Genomic DNA, 4,077 nt, shown 5'->3' on the forward strand with positions numbered 1-4,077 from the left:
CGCCGCGGCTGCCAGCGGTGACGCGCTGGCACCGAAGCCCTCGAGGACGCTGGCGAAGTGAGTATCCGGGATGGCTCCGACCTGCACGGCATTCGGGAAGGGGTGCACGTGATCCGAGCGGGCGACGGTCGAGGCCGATCCGGCGGACTGGGATGACCCAAGACCATAGATGAAGTTCCCGAAGCCGCTGATCGCATTGGCCGGGTGCGTGATCGCCATGGCACCTACTTGGGCGGCGGTGGTGGCGTGCGGGTTGTTGGTGGCATCCACGTGCGCCTTGGTGGCCGCCAGCGTGATGTCCGGCGCGGCCGTGGCCGAGGCTTTACCGGTCACGGCCTTGAGCGCCGCTTCGGTGTCATGCAGCGAGATGGCCGGCGGTGCCGTTGACGTGGTTTCGCCGAGTACCGCCTTCAAGCTGGCATCCGCCTGGTGCAGGTCGATGTCCGGCGCGGCGAACTGATCCGCTTTGCCCAGCAATGCCTTGATCTGGCTGGTCACCTGTTCCAGATGCATCGACGGCGCGTCCAGCCAGCCGGGTTTGCCGGTCACGACCGGGAGCATGGCCTTGGCGTTGGCGATGAATTGCTTCAGGCTGGCCATCAGATGTCGATGTCCCCGTCGACGTTAACGAGGCCGGTCAAATCAATCGCCGGGGCGGTGACGCTAACGTGGGTCCCGCTGATGCTGGCAGTCTGGGTGTCGGCGGAGAGGGTCGATGCCCTCACGGCGACCGTGTCCGCGTCGACCCGAGCGGTCTCGGCTTGGACTTCTACGGCCTGGGCTTCGACGGTGACCGTCTGCGCCTTCAGCAGCACGGTGCCCTGCATGCGGCTCAGGTCGATCAGCAGCTGATGGGTGTCCTTGCGGTAGTACAGGACGGAACCGTCCTCGAACCAGACGCCGTACCAGTGCTCGTCGACCCCTTCCGGCACCGGATCCGGGCCGCTGTAGATCGCCCCGATCACGGTGCCGTCCTCGAGGTGCTCATCCATGATGCAGGCCACCTGTTCCCCCACCTCGGGCATCCAGAACGCCTTGTCCTTCAGGCTCTTCTGGCAGGACACGTTGAGCCAGTGCGACACCAGGCCATCCTGGTCGGGGAACTTCGCCTTGAGCCGAGACTTTGCCGGGTCGATGGCCGTGACGATGCCGTAGCGCAGATGAGCGATCTTAGGATTGGACACGGTAGACCTCCGCTTCTGAGGCATAGCCGCCGCTGCGATCCAGCCGGTGGGTCGAAGTGGTGACGTGATACTTGCCGTCGAGCTTGAACAAGCCGGTCAGATCGAGATTGATCCCGGCCACCAGCCGGGTGTCACCGACCAGGCCGAGGGTGCCGGACAACTGTTTCTTGTCGGCCTGGTGCAGATGGGAGGACGCCTTGCGCTTGGCGATGCCGCGGTGCTTGGCGCGCTTCAACAGCGCATGGGTATCCCCGGTCTTGATGTTGCCCTTCTCGTCCCAGTCGTAGACCAGGGCTTTCTGGTCGGGGTCGTGGTGGCTGACCTTGCCGTCGGGATAGGTGGCTTCCGATTTCTCCGAGAGGGTGCAGTGTTTGAGCTGCCGGCGATGCAGGCTGAACGCGGACGGCGCCGCCTCGAGCGTCGCGATCGAATGGAAGTCCAGCGCATCGCCGCGCACGGCGAAGGCATAGCCGTAGTCTTCCGCCAGCCGGGTGAGGAAGGCCAGGTCCTTCTCATGATTCTGGGTCACGCGATCCAGCGCGATGCCCTCGATGTCGCCGCGCACGGTCAAGCCGTTGCGGGCCGCCACCTGTTGCACGATCGCGCGGAGCGAGGTGTCGTCGTAACCGTAGGATCGAGGCGTCCGCAGCTTGGGTGTGATCACCGTGGCCAGCGCCTTGATGCGCACGGTGTCCGGCATGACGTCGAATTCGATCTCGTCCAGCTCGAAGTCGCCACAATCGAGCCGTCGGCCGTCGGCATAGCCGATCGAGACGGACAGGCGCGCGGAGATGTCCGGATACCATTCGTTTTTCCAGCGCTGCTCGCGATCCTCGATCTTGAGTTCGACGCTGTCCGATTCGCCGTGCTCGTGATCGGTGTAGATCAGCTCGGTCACCAGACCCGAGATGTCCGCCGTGATGTTCACGTTGTCGTAGATGACCGAATAGACTGGGTCCTCGACCGGCGTTTCAACTCCGTTGCTCTTCGAGTCCAGGCGGGGGGTCATGCCACGCCTCCCGCCGGAACGCCGCGCTTCCACGGAGGCAGGCTTTCCACCGAGGGCGTGCTGTCCGACTTCGCGAGCACCGGTACCGCCAGCGTCAAACCCGAGGGCAGCACGGGAACGATCGGGACGTGTGGATTAGCGACGACCAGCGGCTCGTAGCGGAACGGATCGCCATAGAAGCGGTAGGCCAGCCCGTCCCAGCGGTCGCCTTCCTGTGTGATGTAGGACAGGTAGGTGGTCATCGGATCAATCCGGGAACGGGCTGGCGGGTGAAGGTATCGTATTTGGCCGCAAGCTCCTTGAGCCGGACCTGGCTGGCCGTCGGCCCGAAGGAGGGATCCTTGAGCTGCCGGGCCGGTGCGTTCTCGGCGATCGCTTCAGCCTGCGCCCGGGCGTTGGCGTTCAGGCTGCCGGCCAGCGACGAGGACGTGGGCTCGGCCCATTCCTTGAGCTGGATGCGTACCTGCATCAGGTAGACGTTTCCGAACCGGTCGGTCCGCTCCAGCGTGCGCTGGAGCTCCTCGATGACGAACCGGCCTTCGTAGGTGCCGTTGGCGAAGAACATCGCAAGCGCGTTGTGGCGCGAGGCCGCTGTTTTCAGCTTCTCGAACTCGGCCCTCGGGTCGCAGAAGCGCGCATGCAATTGCGCCGACAGCGCCCGCGTTTCCAGCTGATCGCCGGTCCATTGCAGATGGCTCTTGCCTTCGATGATGTCGTGGCTGGCGTAGGCATAGCCGTATCCCGCCTCGAATCCGCCGAGCCAGGTGATCAGATCGAGCTGTACGTTGCCCAGTTGCAGGTAGCTCATGCCTAACCCTGTAAATCCAGGAGTCAGGGTAAGCCGTCCGAGGGGCCGAGTCGCTTAAACCGGATTAAAACAACCCGGCGGAAGCGGCTTCTGTGGGAGCGACTATGCCGCGATCATCACGCAGCCACTCCCGCACCGTTTCAGCTACGCTGCTCTTCGAGTCCTCACCGGTAGCCCGTCCTCGCCCTGGCATGGCTGGCCTGCGCAGCCACGCGTTCGAAGTCGCGCAGCGACAACTCGAGCGCTTCGGTGACGGCTGCCTTGGCCTTGCCGGCATCCTCCGCGCCGCTGACGTGGATCGTCGGGTTGAAGTGGATCACCACCTGTTCACCGCTGCGCCCCTGGGGCTGGTGCACGGAGCGGAAGGTGCGAGCGTGTCCGTCCGCGCCACTGGCGACATCGCTGCCCTGACGGACTCGAAGAGCGGCGTCGCCGAATTTACGCCCCAAGAGACGCGCAGGGGTGTCGGTGGTCGCGGCGGGCGATTCAACTCCATTGCCCTTCGAGTCGGCGCCGTTGCCCTTCGAGTCGGGTTTGGCGAACGGCAATACACGCCCCAGCTCCCGGCCCAGGCCGGCATCGAGGGATACCGGCGCCAGTCCGCTGCGCTCCGGGCCTGTCGAAGAACCGAGTTCGGTGTGGACCCGAATGACAGGCGGCTGGGGAAACCGCACCAGCTTGCCAAGGGTCTCCGCCACGGCGTCTTTCTGCCCGGTCACGCCCTCAATCAATCCCTGTCCGATGTCGGCGCCGTAGCCGGCGAATACGCGCGAAGGCGAATGAATCCCCAGCGCGCTCTTGAAGGTGTCCTTGATGCCGGAAGCAATGCTCGACAACCCTGCCTTGACCGACTCCCATTTGGCCATGATGCCGGACCTCAGTCCTTCCAGCAGATTCGAGCCGATGGCTTTGAAAACGTCTGGCAGCGTCTTGAACCAGCTCAGCGCCCGGCCAAAGATGCCCTTGACCTGATCCCACAAAGGCGCGAACCTGGCTTTCAATGCATCCCAGTTTTTCCAGATCAGGAACGCCGCTCCGGCGATGATGGCAACGGCTGCGCCAATGGGCGTGAACAG

General features: G+C 64.4%; 6 protein-coding genes. All 6 read right to left on the bottom strand.

Annotated features, from left to right (window positions below; genetic code table 11):
* Positions 1-600, bottom strand: a 600-nt coding sequence (locus ACSHWJ_RS15805) for a hypothetical protein (RefSeq protein ID WP_432540085.1), incomplete at its 3' end; no start/stop codon positions are given.
* Complete coding sequence (locus tag ACSHWJ_RS15810; RefSeq protein ID WP_432540084.1) at positions 600-1,184, bottom strand: phage baseplate assembly protein V; 585 nt, start codon at positions 1,182-1,184, stop codon at positions 600-602. The genes ACSHWJ_RS15810 and ACSHWJ_RS15805, both read right to left, overlap by 1 nt.
* Positions 1,171-2,193: a phage late control D family protein gene (locus ACSHWJ_RS15815; RefSeq protein WP_432540083.1), complete on the bottom strand. Its 1,023-nt coding sequence runs from the start codon at positions 2,191-2,193 to the stop codon at positions 1,171-1,173. The genes ACSHWJ_RS15810 and ACSHWJ_RS15815 overlap by 14 nt, the downstream gene beginning before the upstream one ends.
* The gene (locus ACSHWJ_RS15820; RefSeq protein WP_010962107.1) at positions 2,190-2,435 is read right to left on the bottom strand and encodes a tail protein X; all 246 of its coding nucleotides are present in this window, start codon (positions 2,433-2,435) and stop codon (positions 2,190-2,192) included. Before ACSHWJ_RS15820 ends, ACSHWJ_RS15815 begins: the two co-directional genes overlap by 4 nt.
* Positions 2,432-3,001 carry a phage tail protein gene (locus ACSHWJ_RS15825; protein ID WP_010962108.1) on the bottom strand — a complete coding sequence of 190 codons (570 nt, stop codon included), beginning with the start codon at positions 2,999-3,001 and terminating at the stop codon, positions 2,432-2,434. The genes ACSHWJ_RS15820 and ACSHWJ_RS15825 overlap by 4 nt, the downstream gene beginning before the upstream one ends.
* A gap of 164 nt (positions 3,002-3,165) precedes the next feature.
* The coding region (locus ACSHWJ_RS15830) for a phage tail protein (protein ID WP_432540082.1) at positions 3,166-4,077 on the bottom strand (912 nt) is incomplete at its 5' end.

It is taken from the genome of Methylococcus sp. S1M (assembly GCF_051295855.1).
GTDB lineage: Bacteria > Pseudomonadota > Gammaproteobacteria > Methylococcales > Methylococcaceae > Methylococcus > Methylococcus capsulatus.